This window comes from uncultured Bradyrhizobium sp., from assembly GCF_936943645.1.
Classification (GTDB): domain Bacteria; phylum Pseudomonadota; class Alphaproteobacteria; order Rhizobiales; family Xanthobacteraceae; genus Bradyrhizobium.
Map to the genome: position 1 here is coordinate 1 of NZ_CAKZJO010000007.1, position 16280 is coordinate 16280.

Consider the following 16280-nt stretch of genomic DNA (forward strand, 5'->3'; position numbering starts at 1 on the left):
CGGCTCGCGAACAAGACGACCTCAAGTCGCCCCTCTTGGGTGAGCCGGGATGGGCGATACATACGACAAAACCGAATTTCGGTAAAGTGGAATATTTTTGAAAGAATGGATTGACAGCGTTGCCGGGTGTTTTGCCCGACGGGTGACGATGGGGTTCAGGCGGCGGCCTGTGTCCGCGGCCGCCCGTCAGCGAGAGTTCATCGAGAGGGGAAGCAAGGCGATCCAGACAACGCCGCCGCAAGACCTGGATCGCCCTCGCCTTCCGTTCCTCAATCGATTCGAATCCGACGCGACCTGTCACGCGGCCGCGGGGCGGCCGTGCTGAATGCGGTCGAGCAATCGTCGTCGTTCTCACCGTCGAGCAGCGGAGCACCACAGTGCCGGCACATGCGCACCGACATCGACGACGCCTTGCCGCTCGTCATCGCCTGGCGATAGTTCGCCAGGTCGATGACGTTGCGGGGCGACGTTATGTGTTTTTCAACCATGGTTGTTCCTCGCGGCTACGCACTGCTTATCGCAGACAAGTTTCGCGCAAACGTTCAGCCCACCGCTCAAATTTTACCGGAGGAATTGGGGCACCGGGCACCCATCACCGCGCGGCCGCAATCCCGCTCTATTCTGCGACACCAACCACCGTGTCTCTGCGAACGGCGTAAGGTCTCGGTAGGGATCTTCCTTTGAGCATGATCTATTCGGAAAACCGCTGCACACTTTGCGCTACGCGGCCCTTCGGGTCCGGTTCATGCTCCTACAGCCACTTCTTGAACTTGAAGATCCAGTACGGGACGATGGCGGCGATCAGCATCATCACCAGCGCCATCGGGTAGCCGTGCACCCATTCGAGTTCCGGCATCATTTTGAAGTTCATGCCGTAGATCGAGGCGATCAGCGTCGGCGGCATCAGGACGACGGCCATGACCGAGAACAGCTTGATGATGTTGTTCTGCTCGAGATTGACGACGCCGAGCATGGCGTCGAGCACGAAGGTGATCTTGCTGGAGAGATAGGAGGCGTGGTCGGTCAGGGAGGCCACGTCACGCTGCATGGTCTTGAGCTGCTCGCGCATGTCCTTCGACCATTTCACGCCCTCCACCACCGCGGACAGGAACGTCACGACGCGGCCGATCGAGACCAGGCTCTCGCGGACCTTGGAGGTCAGGTCGCCCTTGCGGCCGATCGAGATCAGGATCTGGGAATATTGCTTGGCGTGGCCGTGGCGCTCGCTCTCCGGCTCGAAGATGTCGTGGCTGACCTGGTCGATCTCGGCGCCGCAACGCTCCAGGATGTCGGCGCAGCGGTCGATCACGGCGTCCAGCAGCTCCATCAGCACCATCTCGCCGGTGACGGACGGCGTGCAGGAGCGGGCGAGCTTGGCCTCGACCAGGGCGAACGGCTTCGGCAGGTCGTAGCGCACCGTCACCAGGCGGTGGTCGCCGAGGATGAAGGTCACCGCCGTGGTCCTGGGCATGTCGGTATCGGAGTGGCACATCAGCGTCGCAGTCATGTAGCGCGCGCTGTTCTCGATATAGAGCCGGCTGGAGATCTCGATCTCCTGCATGTCTTCCCGGGTCGGGATGGCGATACCGGCGAGCCGCTCCACCGCCTTGTCCTCCGCCGCACTGGGATTGACGAGATCGATCCAGACCGCGTTTTCCGGCAATGCCGAGAGATCCTCGACCACGACCTTCTTCAGGGCGGACTCGGAGGGAACAAACACCGAAAACATCTACGACTCCGGAGGACCTGCGACAGAATGACAGCCGTTAGCGCGATTCTGACATGTTGACGATGACAACCGCATTAACGAAGCGTTGGCATTTATGGCGGCGCCATGGCTCAACTGTGGCACGGAATCGACAGTTCGGTTCCACCGGCCCCAAAAACTTCACTTCGCCGCAAAATTTGCGGCAGAAAAGCCACAGGTAAGCTCTCGCAGCGCGGGAAAAGGCCTTCAGTGCTGGAATTGTGGCAGATTTCAACGATAATGGGATTAACGGAGTCGAGGAACTTGGGCGTTAAGCTCAGGCCTTCCGCACGGTATTGTTTTGATTGGAACCAAACCATGTCGTCGCTGAAAGTTAAGTTTGGGATTTTGGCCGCTGGCCTGATGCTGTCGGGCTGCATGCAGGCCACGCATTTCGAGGCGACCGACACCAAGGCCTTCAAGCCGAAGGACAAGGAACTGCTCGCCAAGGTCCGGTACGAGAACACCCCGGTTGCGGAGCCGTTCCGCCGCGCCATCGTCGACTATCACCGCAAGGAGTCGCCGGGCTCGATCGTGGTCGATTCCGACAATCACTATCTCTACTACGTCATGGATGGCGGCAAGGCGATCCGTTACGGCATCACCGTCGGCGAAGAGGCCATGGCCTGGTCGGGCATCGCCAAGGTGGGCAGCAAGACCGAGTGGCCGGCCTGGCACCCCACCCCCGGCGAGATCTCCCGCCTGGGCGTGCCGACCTATGTCGCCCCCGGCCCGGACAATCCGATGGGCTCTCGCGCGATCTACCTCTATTCGGGCGGCAAGGACACGCTGTTCCGCATCCACGGCACCAACCAGCCGGAATATATCGGCGCCTCGATCTCGTCGGGCTGCATCCGGTTGACCAACGAGGACGCGATCGACCTCTATGACCGCGTCAAGCTCGGCACGATCGTGGTGGTGCTCGAGCCCAAGCACGGCGACTCCCCCTACAATTCGCGACTGGCGCTCGGCAACAGCCAGACCGGCCAGGCGGGCAGCTACTGATCGCCTTCAACCTCTGAACATTCAAAAGCGCCGGTTTCACCGGCGCTTTTTTGTTGCCGGCTTGTGCGGCTGGGACTTGCTGCCCTCGGTCGCCGGCTTCTCCGCGGGCGCGGGGGCCTTCTTCGTCTCCTCGTCAGCGCCTTCCCTGGTCTCGGGCTTGGCCGCGACCTCGCGCGGCGGCGCCTCCTCGGGCCGTTCCGCCGGCAGCAGCGGGGCGATTTGCGGCAGCGGATCCCAGACATTCCACTGGCAGATCCGGTAGTCGTTGCGCCGCTGCGCCAGGTCGAGATGGATATGGTCCTCGTGGTACCAGTCCGAGCCAGGGCCGAGCACGGTGGAAAACCGCGTGCAAACCGAATGCAGCACGCGCTCGCGCACCTCGCGCGGCATGGTGCGGTCGGTCAGGCCGATCGACTGCCCGTTGGCGAGCTTGATGCCGCGAACGTCAAGCGCGTTGGCCTTGCCATGCTCGGACAGCAGCGCGCCGGCGACGCGGTTGCGGCCGCGGCATTCGAAGCTGTCAAAATTATCGAGCTCGCCAATGGTCGTGCCGAGGCTGGTGGCCAGCGGCACCATATCCTTGCGCAGCCAGTCGGCGATCGCGGAGGCCATGGTGCAGCGGAGGATCGCCGCCGGCTTGACCGTCACCTTGCGCTTGTCCGGCAGCACCACGGCCTCCAGCCGCACCAGGTCCTCGCCGCCGCAAGCGCCGGGGCCGCGGATATCCGGAATCGAGGGCGCGATCGCGATCTCCTCGGTCAGCGCCAGACGGCAGGCCGAGACCGGCTTCTGTGGTGAGGCGGCCTCGGCAGGCTTGTCGGCACCAGGCTTGTCGGGAGCCGGCTTTCCCTCCGCCTCGGGCGGAGCCTCGACCGGCGCCTTGCCCGGCACCTTGGGAGCGGCGTCGGGCCGCGGTCTCGGCAGCGGAATCCTGGCGGTATGAGTGGCCGCACGCGGCCGTGGCGTACCAAGACCGAAGATGTCGAGGGGCGCAGGATATTTCCGCGCCTCGGCCCTCTCGGCGAGCAGGAGCGACAGCCCGAGCGCAGCGGTAACCATTGCCGCGCCAGCGGACATATAGCCGCGACAAGACCATTTGCGGCGAAAGTCCGGCACGCTAAAAGTCATGGCAATCTTTGGCCCAACGCTGAGAGCGACAACGCGCCCAGCGACTTCTCGGAGGAACGTCGGAATGCTTGGTTTGATGCAAGATTGGCCCCTGCTCTGCCACCGGATCATCGAACACGCCGCCAAGATTCATGGCAAGCAGGAGGTGGTCACACGCTCGGTCGAGGGACCGATCCATCGCACCACTTACGCCGAGATCCACAAGCGCGCGCTCAAGGTCTCGCAGATGCTGGAAGGCGACGGCATCAAGCTCGGCGACCGTGTCGCAACGATCGCCTGGAACACCTGGCGCCATCTCGAAGTGTGGTACGGCATCATGGGGATCGGCGCCATCTGCCATACCGTCAATCCTCGCCTTTTCCCCGAGCAGATCGCCTGGATCATCAACCATGCGCAAGACCGCATCGTGATGACCGATCTCACCTTCGTTCCGATCCTGGAGAAGATCGCCGACAAGCTGCCGAGCGTGGAGCGCTACATCGTGCTCACCGACAAGGCGCATATGCCGCAGACCACGCTGAAGAACGTGATCGCCTACGAGGACTGGATTGCGCAGGCCGACGGCAAATTCAAATGGAAGGACTTTGACGAGAACACGGCGGCCGCGATGTGCTACACGTCCGGCACGACGGGCGACCCGAAAGGTGTGCTGTATTCGCATCGCTCCAACGTGCTGCACGCGTTGATGGCCAACAATGTCGACGCGCTCGGCACGAGTGCGTCCGAGACAATGCTGCCGGTGGTTCCGCTGTTCCATGCCAACAGCTGGGGCATCGCCTTCTCCGCGCCGTCGCAAGGCACCAAGCTAGTCATGCCCGGCGCCAAGCTCGACGGCGCCTCGGTCTACGAGCTGCTCTCGACCGAGAAGGTGACGCACACCGCCGGCGTGCCCACGGTGTGGCTGATGCTGCTGCAGCACATGGCCGCCAATAACCTCAAGCTGCCGGACCTGAAGATGGTGATCTGCGGCGGCTCGGCGATGCCGCGCTCGATGATCAAGGCGTTCCTCGACATGGGCTCGAACGTGCGTCACGCCTGGGGCATGACCGAGATGAGCCCGATCGGCAGCGTCGCGGCGCTGAAGCCGCCGTTCCAGAATGCGACCGGCGATGCCCGGCTCGACGTGCTGCAGATGCAGGGCTATGCGCCCTTCGCGGTCGAGATGAAGATCACCGACGATGCCGGCAAGGAGCTGCCCTGGGACGGCAAGACTTTCGGCCGCCTCAAGGTCTCCGGCCCCGCCGTCGCCAAGGCCTATTACCGCGTCGACACCAACATCCTCGACGAGGACGGCTTCTTCGATACCGGCGACGTCTCGACCATCGACGAGGACGGCTACATGCGGATCACCGACCGCTCCAAGGACGTGATCAAGTCCGGCGGCGAGTGGATCTCCTCGATCGACCTCGAGAACCTCGCGGTCGGCCATCCGGCCGTGGCAGAAGCCGCCGTGATCGGCGTATTCCACCCCAAATGGGACGAACGGCCGCTTCTGATCGTGCAGCTCAAGCAGGGCCAGCAGGCCACGCGCGAGGAGATCCTGGCTTACATGGACGGCAAGATCGCCAAATGGTGGATGCCCGACGACATCGCCTTCGTCGACGGCATCCCGCACACGGCGACCGGCAAGATCCTCAAGACAGCGCTGCGCGACCAGTTCAAGGATTATCGCTTCCCGAACGCGGCGGCGTAGCAACCGCCAAGGCGCTAAGACAAGCCGGCCCCGTACCCTCGTGCGGGGCCGTTTTCGTTGCCGGCAACGCGACGAAAGGCGAATTGGAGCCGATGGCGCCCCTCCGTAAGTTCGCGCCGCGCGTCAGACGAATAATCGAAGATATGAGGAACGCTCGATATGAAATTAGGTCCGAGACGAACCATGCTCTCGCTGCTCGCCGCATCGGTCGCGGCCACCGCAGCGCATGCCGCCGATAACAAAGTGGTGATCGGGGACATCGACGACATGTCGGGCCTCTACGCCGACGTGATCGGCCCCGGCGGCGTCGAAGCCGCCAAGATGGCGATCGAGGATTTCGGCGGCACCGTGCTCGGCAACAAGATCGAGTTCATGGTCACCGATCACCAGAACAAGCCGGACGTCGGGGCGCAAAAATTCCGCGAATGGGCCGACCGCGACGGCGTCACCATGATCCTTGGCGGATCGAACACCGGCGTCAGCCTGGCGATGAACAATGTCGCCAAGGAGAAGAAGATTCCCTTCATCGCGATCGGCGCCGCCGGCGCCTCGCTGACCGGCAAGGACTGCACGCCCTATACCGTCCATTACGTGTACGACACCACGGCGCTCGGCAACGGCACGGCCAAGACTATGGTGAGCCAGGGCGGCAAGTCCTGGTTCTTCCTCACCGCCGACTATGCCTTCGGCACGCAGTTGCAGGAATCCGCCTCACACGTCGTAGAAGCCAACGGCGGCAAGGTAATCGGCGCCGTGCGCGTTCCGCTGTCGACCTCCGATTTCTCCAGCTACCTGCTGCAAGCCCAGAACTCCGGCGCCCAGGTGCTTGGACTGGCCAATGCCGGCAACGACTTCACCAACTCGATCAAGGCCGCCGACGAGTTCGGCATCGGCAAGACGATGAAGCCCGCTGCCTTGCTCGCCTTCATCAGCGACATCCACAGCCTGGGGCTGAAGACCGCGCAGGGCCTCTATCTCACCACCGGCTGGTACTGGGACCTGAACGACAAGACCCGCGCCTTCGCCAAGCGCTACTACGAGAAGACCAAGCGCGAGCCCACCATGAACCAGGCCGGTTACTATTCGGCCACGATGACCTACCTCAACGCGGTCAAGACGGCCGGCACGACCAACGCCGACAAGGTGATGGCCGAGCTCAAGAAGATGAAGATCGACGACATGTTCACCAGCAACGGCAAGATCCGCGCCGACGGCCTGATGGAGCATGAGATGTACATCATGCAGGTGAAGAAGCCGGACGAGTCGAAATATCCGTGGGATTATTACAAGCTGGTCCAGACCATGTCCGGCGAGGAGGCCTTCGGCAAGCTGTCGGACTCGGCCTGCCCGCTGGTCACGCACTAAAAGCGCGGTCCAGATCGAGCGGCGCGAGAGGCGCAGTCGCTGACGCGCCTCTCTTTGCCCTCCGGCTCGGGTCAGCCGGGGGTTCGACGCAATGCGGCCGCCTCCGGCGGCCGCATACGGGTCCAGAACGGGGATAAACCGCTTCACAGCCCCGCGGAAAATGCGCTAGGTCAGCTTGCTCCCGCCGCCTTTGCCCACGACGGCGACCTAGATCGGTGATGATACAGCATGGCCCGCAGGTTTTCCGCTCCCTATCAGTCGGAGCCCGTGTCCAGCCTCGCGAGCTGGGCACGCAATCTGGCCGTGTTCGCCGTGGTCGCGGTGCTGGTCTCCATCATCATCGTCCGCTTCGACTTCCTGGAGCCGAAGCCGGCGCTTGCGACCTTCTTCGGCGGCCTTGCGATATCAGGCCTCTCGATCCTGCTCGGGCTCGCCGGCTTTGCCGCGATCTGGCAGAACGGCTCGCGCGGCATGGCGCGCATCCTGCTCGCCTTCCTGATCGACGGGGCGATCCTCGCCTATCCCGCCTATCTGGCCTTGCAATATCGCAAGCTGCCGGCGATCCACGACATCACCACCGACCCGATCGATCCACCGCGTTTCGAGGCGCTGGCGCGCCTGCGCACCGGCGAGGGCACCAACACCGCGGTCTATGCCGGCCTCTATTCGGCCGAGCAGCAGCGCCATTTCTATCCTGATATCGAGCCGGTCGAGCTCGAGATTTCGGTCGACCGTGCCTATGCGATCGCGCTGCAGCTCGTCAACAAGCGCAAATGGATCGTCATCGACGAGCGCGCGCCGCAGCCGCCGCGCCGCATCGGCCGCATCGAGGCGGTGGCGCGCACGCCGATCATGGGATTCCGCGAGGACGTCTCGATGAGGTTCGTGGCGGACGGCGACGATTCCCGCGTCGATATCCGCTCGGCCTCGCGCAATTTCGACAGCGATCTCGGCAGCAACGCCGCGCGGGTCAAGAAATTCATCGACGATCTCAACACCGCCGCCGATGCCGATGCGCTCAAGCCGGTGAAGAAGACGCCCGTGACGCCGCCGAAGGCGCCGGCGAAGACGGTGAAGAAGTAAGAATGGCGAATGGAGAGTAGCGAATAGCGAATGGAAGGCCGCCTATTCGCCACTCCCCATTCGCTCTTCGCCCTCAAGCCATCCGATACGTCCCGCCGATCACGGGATCACCATCCGTCGCCACCACGCCGCGGGCGACGAGGTCCTCCAGATGCGCCAGCACGGAATAGCCGGCGGCCGTGGTCAGACGCGGATCGATGCCGATATAGATCGCGCGCACCATGGTCGGGATGTCGGTCTCGCCCTTGGCGAGGCGGTGCAGGATCGAGGCCTCGCGCGCCTTGCGATGGCGGATCAGGAAGCGGACGAAACGCTGGCCTTCCGGAATCTCGGGGCCGTGGCCGGAGAAATAGAGATCCTCCTCGCGGGCAGCTAACCGGTCGAGCGAGTCCATGTAGTCGATCATCGAGCCATCGGGCGGCGCCACGATCGAGGTCGACCAGCCCATCACGTGATCGCCGACGAAGTTGAACTTTCGCTCCGGCCAGGCAAAGGCCAGATGATTGGCGGTGTGCCCCGGCGTCGCGACAGCCTCGAGCCGCCAGCCGTCGCCCTCGACGACGTCGCCATGGGCGATCGTGATGTCGGGCACGAAGTCGCGATCGGAGCCGGATTCCGGATTGTGCTTCTCGCTCTCGAAGCGCGGACGCGAGGCGCGGTGCGGCCCCTCGGCGTAAACAGGCGCGCCGGTCGCCTGCTTGATCCGCGGCGTGTTCGGCGAGTGGTCGCGATGGGTGTGGGTGACGAAGATGTGGCTCACCGTCTCACCGCGAACGGCATCGAGCAGCGCCGCAGCGTGCGCCTCATCGTCCGGACCGGGATCGATGATCGCGACATTGCCCTTGCCGACGATGTAGCTGACCGTGCCGGTGAAGGTGAACGGGCTCGGATTGTTGCAGAGCACCCGCCGCACGCCCGGGCGGACTTCCTCGACGATGCCGGGCTTCAGCGGAAAGTTGCGGTTGAACGGGACGTCGTCGTTGTCGGACATGGCTTGCTCAACCCTTGCTGACTTCGTCATGCCCGGCCTTGTGCCGGGCATCCACGTTCTTCGCGTGGTTTAAGACGTGGATGGCCGGGACAAGCCCGGCCATGACGCAGTTGGAGAGTTCTCGTGTCTCACCCGGTCACCGCCAGGCTCAGAAGAACGCCTGAATGCCCGTGATGGCGCGGCCCAGGATCAGGGCGTGGACGTCGTGGGTACCCTCGTAGGTGTTGACCGTCTCAAGGTTATGGACGTGGCGCATCACGTGGAATTCGGCCGAGATGCCGTTGCCGCCGTGCATGTCGCGGGCAACGCGGGCGATGTCGAGGGCCTTGCCGCAATTGTTGCGCTTCATGATCGAGATCATCTCGGGCGCGAACTTGCCCTCGTCCATCAGGCGGCCGACGCGAAGCGAGCCCTGCAGGCCGAGCGCGATCTCGGTCTCCATGTCGGCGAGCTTCTTCTGCACCAGCTGGGTCGCCGCGAGCGGCTTGCCGAACTGCTTGCGGTCGAGCGTGTACTGGCGGGCGCGATGCATGCAGTCCTCGGCGGCGCCGATCGCACCCCAGGAGATGCCGTAGCGGGCACGGTTGAGGCAGCCGAACGGACCCTTGAGGCCGGAGACGTTGGGCAGCAGCGCGCTTTCGGGCACCACGACGCCATCCATCACGACCTCGCCGGTGATCGAGGCGCGCAGCGAGAGCTTGCTGCCGATCTTCGGCGCGGACAGGCCCTTCATGCCCTTCTCCAGCACGAAACCGCGGATCTCATTGTTGTGCTCGGCCGACTTGGCCCAGATCACGAACACGTCCGCGATCGGCGCGTTCGAGATCCACATCTTGCTGCCGGTCAGGCGATAGCCGTCGGAAACCTTCTCGGCGCGGGTCTTCATGCCGGCGGGATCGGAGCCGGCGTCGGGCTCGGTCAGGCCGAAGCAGCCGACCCACTCGCCGCTGGCGAGCTTGGGCAGGTACTTCTTGCGCTGGTTCTCGTCGCCATAGGCGTAGATCGGGTACATCACCAGCGAGGACTGCACCGAGTTCATCGAGCGATAGCCGGAATCGACCCGCTCGATCTCGCGCGCGACGAGGCCATAAGCCACGTAGCTCGCATTGGCGCAGCCATATTCCTCGGGCAGCGTGATGCCGATCAGGCCGAGCTCGCCCATTTCGTTGAAGATCTCGCGGTCGGTCTTCTCTTCGAGATAGGCCTTGGTGACGCGCGGCAGCAGCTTGTCCTGGGCGTAGGCACGGGCGGTGTCGCGCACCATGCGCTCGTCTTCGGTCAGCTGCTCGTCGAGCAGGAACGGATCGTCCCACTGGAAGGAAGCCGCAGCCGGCTTGTCCTTGGTCTGAGGGCGCACGCTCATGAAACGTCCTTTCGCGTCTGGTTCCGTCGAAAATTGCCCGACAAATTAAAGCGCCGCGGCAACAAGTGCAATTGCATCGTGGTTTCGGTCATTCCGGGACGATGCGAAGCGTCGAACCCGGAATGACGCTGCGTGTCAGCTTTCGAGCTGCTCGTTGGCGACGATCTCGATGCCGAAGCCCGACAGGCCTTTGTAGTCGTGCACCGAGGAGGTGAGATGGCGGATCGAGGTGACGCCGAGGTCGCGCAGGATCTGCGCGCCGACACCGACCTCGCGCCACTGGCGGTTGCGGTCGGCCTCGGTCTGCGTCTCGTCCGGCAGCGCCGCCACGGGGACACCGGCCGCGCCGTCGCGCAAGTACACCAGTACGCCACGGCCTGACTTCTTGAAGTGCTCGAGCACGGCGGCCATGCGCTTGTGGCCGGTGAAGATGTCCTTGACGATGTTCGGCTTGTGGAAGCGCGTCAGCACGTTCCTGCCGTCGCCGACGCCGTTATACACGAACGCGACGTGGGCGATGGAATCGAACGGCGAGCGGTAGGCATAGCCCTGCAGCGGTCCGATCGGGCTTTCGGTGACGAAGGTGGAGACCCGCTCGATCAGCTTCTCGCGCGCCTGGCGGTAGGCGATCATGTCCGCGATGGTGACGTGCTTCAGCTTGTGCCGGATCGCGAACTGCGCGACCTGCTCGCCCTTCATCACGCTGCCGTCGTCGTTCATCAGCTCGCTGATGACGCCGACCGGCGGCAGGCCGGAGAGCTTGCAGAGGTCGACGGCGGCTTCGGTATGGCCGGAGCGCAGGAGCACGCCGCCGTCCTTGGCGATCAGCGGGAAGATGTGCCCGGGCCGGGCGAAATCATTGGCCCCGACATTCGGATTGGCCAGCGCGCGGCAGCAGGAGGCGCGCTCATCCGCCGAGATGCCGGTGCCACCGTCGGGCTTGTAGTCGATCGACACCGTGAAGGCGGTGGTGTGCGCGGAATCGTTATGGGCCACCATCGGATCAAGCCGCAGGCGGCGCGCGTCCTCGGTGGTCACCGGCGCGCAGACGATGCCGGAGGTGTGACGGATGATGAAGGCCATCTTCTCGGCGGTGCAGAGCGAGGCGGCGACGATCAGATCGCCCTCGCCCTCGCGGTCGTCGTCGTCGGTGACGACCACGAGTTCACCCCGGGCAAAGGCCTGCAAGACTTCCTGGACGCTATCGGGCATATCCCCAATCTCTATCGGTTATGGGCGGGAGGCTTAGCCGGACTTGGGCCGGGGCGCTAGTGTCCTGGACGCAACCGCATATTCCGGGCGGCGGGCCGTCGGAGCCAGCTTGCACCGATATACCAGGCATATAGGCGCAGATCGCCGCGGAAGAAGGCGGCCGGCCTCCTCAGGGCAACACTTCGCGGCGCTCGCCGAGCCGCTGATCGATTTCGGCGCGCTTGTCGGCGAGAAGGCCGGCCTGGGCCGCCTCGATCACCGTGAACAGCTCGTGGGCATCGCTGAGCCGGGTCACGGTGACATAGCTGGCGCCGGCCTCGTAGAGCGCACCGACGTCGGCGAGGAGATCGGCGGTGGCGACGATCAGGGCGGTCGGATTGAGCGCGCGGACGTGGCGGACCAGCTTTTCGTTGGTGGCGCCCTTGAGCAGCGAATCCGGCACGCTGAGGATGATCATCTCGGACTTGCCGACACCGGCATGGAGCAGCGTGTCGACATTGCTGATGTCGCCATAGATCACGTGCAGGCCGCGCGAAAGCAGGGTCTGGTACACATTGGGGTTGAAGTCGACCACCGTGATCTGCTCCAGCAGCACCGGCGTCTGCCGCTCGATCTCGGCCAAGAGCGCGCTCGCCGCACGGAAAAAGCCCAGGATGACGATGCGGCGGGCCTCGCCATGGCCGCCCTCGTGCCCCTCCTCGCCGTGACCATTGCCGTGGTCGAGGTCGCGCAGGCCGATCCGCTTCAGGGGGCCGATCGCCCAGCGGGTGATCTCATCGCTGCGGCTCATCGCGAAGGTCGAGAGCACCGCGAGCACCACGAAGGCGAAGGAGGCGGCGTTCGCCGTCTGGGCTGCGATATGGTGATCGTTGACGCCGGTCTGGATCACCACCAGCGAGAATTCCGAGATCTGCGCGAGGTTCAGCGCCGGCAACAGGCTGGCGCGCAGGCCCTGCTTCATCAGATAGAGCGGCGTAAAGGTGGTGACGAGGCGGCTGACCACGGTGAAGGCCGCGATCATCAGCGCCAGCCCGATCACCGACAGGCCGGGGACGGGAATCGTCATGCCGAGCGCGACGAAGAACAGCGTGATGAAGAAGTCGCGGAGCGTCGTGACCTTGGCGGTGACGTCGAGCGCGTAGGGAAAGGTCGAGAGCGAGACGCCGGCGATCAGCGCACCCATCTCGCGCGACAGCGACAGCCGTTCGGCGGTTTCGGCCACGAGAAAGCACCAGGCCAGCGCGCCCAGCAGGATCAGCTCCGGGCGGCGGGCGATCTGGTGGAACAGGCGCGGCAGCACGTAGCGGCTGACCAGCAGCGCGGCGGCGACCAGCACCGCGACGCGGCCGATCGAGAGCAGGATGACGCTGGCCTGCAGATTGGCAAGGCTCGGCTGCACCGCCAGGAACAAGATGGCGAAGATGTCCTGCAGCACCAAGACGCCGAGCGTGATGCGGCCCGGCAGCGTGTCCAGCTCGCGCTTCTCGTAGAGCACCTTGACGATGATGACGGTACTCGACAGCGCGCAGGCAACGCAGAGATAGACCGCATCGAAATGCCCGCCGCCGAGCGACAGGCCGATGCCGACGAAGAACGCTACGCCGAGCAGGCAGCCGCCGAGCAGCTGGCCGCCCGCCGCGAACAGGATCACCTTTCCCGCCCGCACGATCTTCTTCAGGTCGATCTCGAGGCCAATCATGAACAGCATGAAGATCAGGCCAAGCTCGGAGATGACGCCGATCGATTCCTGCGAATGGACCCAGCCGGCGCCGAATGGACCTATGCAAAAGCCGGCGATAAGATAGGCCAGGATCAGCGGTTGCCGGGAGAAATGGGCGAGCAAGCCCAGCATCCAGGCAAACAGAATACAGAGAGTGATGTCGCGAATGAGCTCGTGCATACCAAATTGGTCCGTTTTGCCGCACCCTAGAGACGGGTTGCGGCGCGGCAAGCGAGCAATTCGTCACATGCAGAAAGGGCTGCTCGCAGCAATGCTGCTATGCCCCCTCGCCTTTGCCGTGCCCGCGGCCGCTCAATCCAAGGTCAATATTGAACAGAACTTTGCCGATTCCCTCACCACAATGCCAAAGGGGGAACTCCAGGTCTCCGGCGGGTTCTACGTGCCCGCTTACTCCAGCGTGGCCATGAGCCAGGGCAAGCTGCGCGTCGACTTCTCGGTGACCTTGAGTGTTCACAACGCCTCCGAAACCCAGCCGCTGGTGATCAAACGCATCGCCTATTTCGACACCGCAGGCAAGCAGGTCGAGTCCTACCTGAAAGGCCAGGTGGCGCTGAAGCCGCTGGCCACCGTCTCGATCTTCATTCCGACCGACGACGTGCGCGGCGGGACAGGGGCCAACTTCCTGGTCGACTGGGCCGCGACAGGCGAGATCGCCGAGCCCGTGGTCGAGGCCCTCATGGTTGGCGGCGTCGCCAATGCGCATTACGCTTTCATCAGCCAGGGCCGTCCGACCAGAACGGCCACAATGAAGTAAGGCCGTCCAGCCCGGACGGTCGGCAAGACACGAGAAACAAGGCTGGCCGGTGCAACGCCGGCCGCTCAACAAGAACAAAACGAGGAACGCTCCCATGACGTCCAGCTTCGAATTCGCGCCCCTGTTTCCGGCAGGGCTGCCGGCCCCCTCTGCGCGCTGGACGGGCCTTGCCAAATACAGCTTCGTGGGCGGCAACAACGATTCCGAACAGGTGCCGCTCGACGAGCTGATTGAGGCGACCAACGCGGTGCTGCGGCGCGAGGGCCGCTCGCTCGCGACTTACGGGCTGGCGCATGGCCCGCAGGGCTACCTGCCCTTGCGCGAATTCCTGGTGACCAAACTCAAGCGCGACGCCGGCATCAGCTGCACCGTCGACGATCTCCTGATCGTCTCCGGCTCGCTCCAGGCGCTCGACCTGGTCAACGCCACGCTGCTGACGCGCGGCGACACCGTGATCTTCGAGCAGGACAGCTATCAGGGCTCGCTGACCCGCCTGGCGCGGCTCGGCGTCAACGTGGTGGGCGTCCCGCTCGACAAGGACGGCATGCGCATGGACGTGCTGGCGACGACGCTGGCCGACCTCAAGAGCCGCGGAATCCGTCCCAAATACATCTACACCATCCCGACCGTGCAGAATCCGACCGGCAGCATCATGCCGGAGAGCCGCCGCGCCGAGCTGGTGCGGCTCGCGACCGAATACGGCGTGCCCATCTTCGAGGACGATTGCTATGCAGACCTCGTCTGGTCGGGGCAGCGGCCGCCGGCGATCTACGCCATGAGCCCGAGCGGCGGCGTGATCCATATCGGCTCGTTCTCCAAATCGATCGCGCCGGCCTTGCGCGTCGGCTTCATCGTGGCGCCCTGGGAGGTGATGTCGCGGATGCTGGCGCTGAAGACGGATGCGGGCTCCGGCGCGCTGGAGCAGATGGTGCTCGCAGCTTATTGCAAGCCGCATTTCGCAAGCCACGTGCCGGCGCTGACCAAGGCGCTGCGCACCAAGCTCGACACGCTGATGGAGGCGCTGAACGAGCAGTTCGGGACGGCGGCGGAATTCGAGGAGCCGAAGGGCGGCATCTTCCTCTGGGTCAAGTTGCCCGATCAGGTCGACACGCTGAAACTGTATCAGGCCGCGCTCGCCGCGGGTGTCTCCATCAATCCTGGGCCGGAATGGTCGACCGACAAGAGCCATTCCGCCTCGCGCCTGCGGCTGTGCTTTGCGAGTCCGACGCATCAGCAAATCCGCGAGGGCGTCGCGGTGCTGGCCGAGGTCTGCCGCAAGGAGTTCGGCGTGCCCGCTCGCAGCGCCAATGTGGAGAAGCGGGCCTGAGGCCACGGCCTCACGCCTCGACGTGAAACTCCACGTTGACCTGTCCGCTTCCGGAAGACGGAAAGTAGTCGCAAAGCTGCTCGGCGGCGCCGCGATAGTCGTACCAGCCGAGCGCGGCGAACAGCATGATGGTGTCGGCCATGCCGCCTTCGCCGTTGCACTTGGTGGCGTAGTCCGGAAGCATGTCGAGGAATTCGCGGTAGCGGCGGCTCTGCCACAGCTCGAGCACGCGCAGATCGACCTGGCGGTTGAATTCGCTGGCGACCGACGTCCACGCCTCGGGGCCCAGCTTCTTGTTCGGCCAGAGCCGGTGCGAGAGCGAACCGCTGGCGAGGACCGCGACCCGCTCACCGGATTCCTCGATCGCGCGGCGGGTCGCTTCGCCGAGGATCCGGCTCTCCTCGAACGAGGTGAACAGCGGCGAAGCAATCGAGACGACCTTCGCAAAACCGTCGGGGTTCATGTAGTGCATCGGCACGATGGTGCCGTATTCGAGCCCGAGGCTCGTCACCTGATGCGCAATCACGTTCAGGCCCGCCTCGCCGGCCCTGCCAGCGATGGCCTCCGCCAGTTTCGTATCACCCGGCAGATCGTAGCGCAGATCCTGGATCATCTGCGGCGCCTCGTGGCTCGTGAACGAGCCGCGATGCCGCGCATTGGCATTGATGTGGTAGCCGAAATTGGAGAGCCAGTGGGTGTCGAACACCACGAAGCAGGTGACACCGCGCTCTCTTGCCCGCCGGCCGAGCTCCCGCAAGGAGCTGACTGCCGGCTCGCGCGCATCGCGTAACGGGCTGCCGGGTTGCTCCGACAGCATCAATGATGGAACGTGGGTGACCTTGGCGGCGAGGACGAGCTGCCCCATGGCGGT

14 protein-coding genes are annotated in these 16280 nt (G+C 64.3%); 6 read left to right on the top strand and 8 right to left on the bottom strand.

The features are described 5' to 3' along the window. Positions 1-269 precede the first annotated feature (269 nt). Together Q0743_RS00710 and Q0743_RS00715 are read right to left on the bottom strand one after the other, a co-directional pair. Positions 270-488 carry a hypothetical protein gene (locus Q0743_RS00710; RefSeq protein WP_097659660.1) on the bottom strand — a complete coding sequence of 73 codons (219 nt, stop codon included), beginning with the start codon at positions 486-488 and terminating at the stop codon, positions 270-272. Between the two features lie 263 nt (positions 489-751). Next, a complete protein-coding gene (locus Q0743_RS00715; protein WP_298239682.1) occupies positions 752-1729 on the bottom strand; it encodes a magnesium transporter CorA family protein in 978 nt (325 codons plus the stop codon). Positions 1730-2065: 336 nt separating this feature from the next. On the opposite strand from Q0743_RS00715, the gene Q0743_RS00720 reads away from it, so the two are divergent. Further along, the gene (locus Q0743_RS00720) at positions 2066-2752 is read left to right on the top strand and encodes a L,D-transpeptidase (protein WP_298239683.1); all 687 of its coding nucleotides are present in this window, start codon (positions 2066-2068) and stop codon (positions 2750-2752) included. A 36-nt stretch (positions 2753-2788) separates the two neighbouring features. Here the strand turns inward: Q0743_RS00720 and Q0743_RS00725 are convergent, their stop codons facing one another. After that, complete coding sequence (locus tag Q0743_RS00725; RefSeq protein ID WP_298239684.1) at positions 2789-3880, bottom strand: extensin family protein; 1092 nt, start codon at positions 3878-3880, stop codon at positions 2789-2791. Positions 3881-3944: 64 nt separating this feature from the next. Here Q0743_RS00725 and Q0743_RS00730 point away from each other — a divergent pair, with 64 nt between their 5' ends. The 3 genes from Q0743_RS00730 to Q0743_RS00740 all read left to right on the top strand — a co-directional run bounded on the left by Q0743_RS00730 (position 3945) and on the right by Q0743_RS00740 (position 8021). Next, positions 3945-5573 (top strand): fatty-acid--CoA ligase, encoded by a 1629-nt coding sequence (locus tag Q0743_RS00730; protein WP_298239685.1) that lies wholly within the window; start codon positions 3945-3947, stop codon positions 5571-5573. Positions 5574-5756: 183 nt separating this feature from the next. Then, the gene (locus Q0743_RS00735) at positions 5757-6938 is read left to right on the top strand and encodes an ABC transporter substrate-binding protein (protein ID WP_298239686.1); all 1182 of its coding nucleotides are present in this window, start codon (positions 5757-5759) and stop codon (positions 6936-6938) included. A gap of 228 nt (positions 6939-7166) precedes the next feature. Further along, on the top strand, positions 7167-8021 hold the full coding sequence (locus Q0743_RS00740) for a DUF1499 domain-containing protein (RefSeq protein ID WP_298239687.1): 855 nt from the start codon (positions 7167-7169) through the stop codon (positions 8019-8021). A 73-nt stretch (positions 8022-8094) separates the two neighbouring features. Here Q0743_RS00740 and Q0743_RS00745 read toward each other — a convergent pair whose 3' ends face one another. From Q0743_RS00745 to Q0743_RS00760, 4 genes are all read right to left on the bottom strand, one after another. Continuing rightward, the gene (locus Q0743_RS00745) at positions 8095-9012 is read right to left on the bottom strand and encodes an MBL fold metallo-hydrolase (RefSeq protein ID WP_298239688.1); all 918 of its coding nucleotides are present in this window, start codon (positions 9010-9012) and stop codon (positions 8095-8097) included. Between the two features lie 148 nt (positions 9013-9160). Beyond that, positions 9161-10375 (bottom strand): acyl-CoA dehydrogenase, encoded by a 1215-nt coding sequence (locus Q0743_RS00750; protein ID WP_298239689.1) that lies wholly within the window; start codon positions 10373-10375, stop codon positions 9161-9163. A gap of 135 nt (positions 10376-10510) precedes the next feature. Further along, a complete protein-coding gene (gene ribB, locus Q0743_RS00755) occupies positions 10511-11587 on the bottom strand; it encodes a 3,4-dihydroxy-2-butanone-4-phosphate synthase (protein ID WP_298239690.1) in 1077 nt (358 codons plus the stop codon). A 169-nt stretch (positions 11588-11756) separates the two neighbouring features. Then, positions 11757-13487, bottom strand: coding sequence for a cation:proton antiporter (locus Q0743_RS00760; protein ID WP_298239691.1), 1731 nt, complete (start codon positions 13485-13487; stop codon positions 11757-11759). A gap of 67 nt (positions 13488-13554) precedes the next feature. Here Q0743_RS00760 and Q0743_RS00765 point away from each other — a divergent pair, with 67 nt between their 5' ends. Together Q0743_RS00765 and Q0743_RS00770 are read left to right on the top strand one after the other, a co-directional pair. Then, positions 13555-14082 carry a DUF3124 domain-containing protein gene (locus Q0743_RS00765; RefSeq protein WP_298239692.1) on the top strand — a complete coding sequence of 176 codons (528 nt, stop codon included), beginning with the start codon at positions 13555-13557 and terminating at the stop codon, positions 14080-14082. A 94-nt stretch (positions 14083-14176) separates the two neighbouring features. Next, the gene (locus Q0743_RS00770) at positions 14177-15409 is read left to right on the top strand and encodes a PLP-dependent aminotransferase family protein (protein WP_298239693.1); all 1233 of its coding nucleotides are present in this window, start codon (positions 14177-14179) and stop codon (positions 15407-15409) included. Positions 15410-15419: 10 nt separating this feature from the next. On the opposite strand, the gene hpaD is transcribed toward Q0743_RS00770, so the two are convergent. Continuing rightward, on the bottom strand, positions 15420-16274 hold the full coding sequence (gene hpaD, locus Q0743_RS00775; protein WP_298239694.1) for a 3,4-dihydroxyphenylacetate 2,3-dioxygenase: 855 nt from the start codon (positions 16272-16274) through the stop codon (positions 15420-15422). Between the last annotated feature and the right edge of the window lie 6 nt (positions 16275-16280).